The organism is Streptomyces anatolicus (assembly GCF_019400875.1).
GTDB classification, from domain to species: domain Bacteria; phylum Actinomycetota; class Actinomycetes; order Streptomycetales; family Streptomycetaceae; genus Streptomyces; species Streptomyces anatolicus.
In genome coordinates this window covers 1-1,761 of sequence record NZ_WMBF01000778.1, presented here as the reverse complement: position 1 = coordinate 1,761, position 1,761 = coordinate 1, and the positions used below count along the sequence as shown (strand labels likewise).

Below are 1,761 nucleotides of genomic sequence, written 5' to 3'. Positions count from 1 at the left end.
GACATGCGCCTGAGCCACCGTCGTCCGCGCCCGGACCCGCGCCCGAACCCGCCGGGGCCTGCTCAGAGCCCTGCCCGTCTCACCCGCCGTCGTCCTCCTCGCACTGTTCCTCGCCGGGCCGATCGGCTACTGCGCGTACATCGCCTTCACCGACCTCCAGCTGACCGGCCAGGCCGAGTCCAGCTTCATCGGCCTCGACAACTTCCGTGAGGCGTTCGGCGACGAGCGGTTCCTCAACGCGGTCTGGCTCACCCTGGTCTTCACGTTCCTCTCCTCCGTCATCGGCCAGAACACGCTGGGGCTCGCCCTCGCCACCCTCATGCAGCGCGCGTCGAAGCCGGTCCGTACCCTCACGGGTGCGATCGTCATCACCGCCTGGGTGCTGCCGGAGGTCGTCGCGGGCTTCCTCCTCTACGCCTTCTTCCGCCGCGAGGGCACCCTCAACGCCGTCCTCGACCTCCTCCATCTCCCGTCCCAGAACTGGCTGTTCACGCTCCCCATCCTCGCGGTGTCGTTCGCCAACGTCTGGCGCGGGACGGCCTTCTCGATGCTCGTCTACTCCGCCGCCCTCAACGAGATCCCCAAGGAGATCACCGAGGCCGCGCAGGTCGACGGCGCGGGCGGCTGGCGCCGCATGTGGCACATCACGCTGCCGATGATCCGCCGCTCGATCGGCACGAACCTCATGCTCAACACCCTCCAGACGCTCTCCGTCTTCGGTCTGATCTGGGTGATGACGCGCGGCGGCCCGGGAAACCGCAGCCAGACCCTGCCGCTCTTCATGTACGAGCAGGCCTTCCAGAAGAGCATGATCGGCTACGGCACGGCGGTGGCCCTGCTCCTGCTCCTGGTCGGCTCGCTCTTCTCCCTCGTATATATGCGCCTGTTGCGTACGGAGGTCTGAGTGCCCGTCAACAAGCCTCCACGCACCTCGCGTTCACGGCGTACGAAACACCGGCTCGCGGCCGACGCGGGCCTGCTGACCGTGGCGGCGGCGTTCGTGCTCCCGCTGGCCTGGGTGGTCCTGTCCTCCTTCGACCCGGAAGCGGATTTGCGGGTACGCGTCCCGGACGGCCTCACCCTGGACAACTACGACAAGGTCCTGACCCCCGAGATCACCTTCACGCCGCTCCTCAACAGCCTCCTCCTGTGCGGCGGCGGCACGGCGCTCACGGTGGTCTGCGCGGCCCTCGCCGCGTACCCGCTCTCCCGTTACCGCTCCCGCCTGAACCGCCCCTTCATGCTGACGATTCTCTTCGCGACGAGCCTGCCGATCACGGCGATCATGGTCCCGGTGTACGCGCTCTTCGTACAGGTGGACCTGATCGACACGATGCACGGCACGATCTTCTTCTTCGCCGCGTCCCAACTCCCTTTCGCCATCTGGCTGATGAAGAACTTCATGGACGGCGTCCCGAAGGAACTGGAAGAGGCGGCCTGGACGGACGGTGCCTCGTCCTTCCAGTCCCTGATCCGGATCGTGCTGCCCCTGATGGGCCCCGGGGTGGCGGTGGTGACGGTCTTCTCGTTCGTCATGATGTGGGGCAACTTCTTCGTCCCCTTCATGCTCCTGCTCACCCCGGAACAGATGCCGGCGTCGGTCAGCATCAACGACTTCTTCGGCAACAAGGGGACGGTGGTCTACGGCCAGCTGGCCGCGTTCTCGATCCTGTACTCGACGCCGGTGATCGTCTTGTACGTCCTCGTCTCACGCCGCCTCGGCGGGGGCTTCGCGCTGGGCGGGGCGGTGAAGGGCTGAGG

At 67.0% G+C, this 1,761-nt stretch carries 2 protein-coding genes; both read left to right on the top strand.

Annotated elements, in window-relative coordinates:
- Positions 1–58: 58 nt before the first annotated feature.
- Positions 59–904, top strand: a complete 846-nt coding sequence (locus GKQ77_RS32375) for a carbohydrate ABC transporter permease (RefSeq protein ID WP_219692713.1) — start codon at positions 59–61, stop codon at positions 902–904.
- A complete protein-coding gene (locus GKQ77_RS32370; RefSeq protein WP_219692712.1) occupies positions 905–1,759 on the top strand; it encodes a carbohydrate ABC transporter permease in 855 nt (284 codons plus the stop codon).
- The last annotated feature ends 2 nt before the right edge of the window (positions 1,760–1,761 follow it).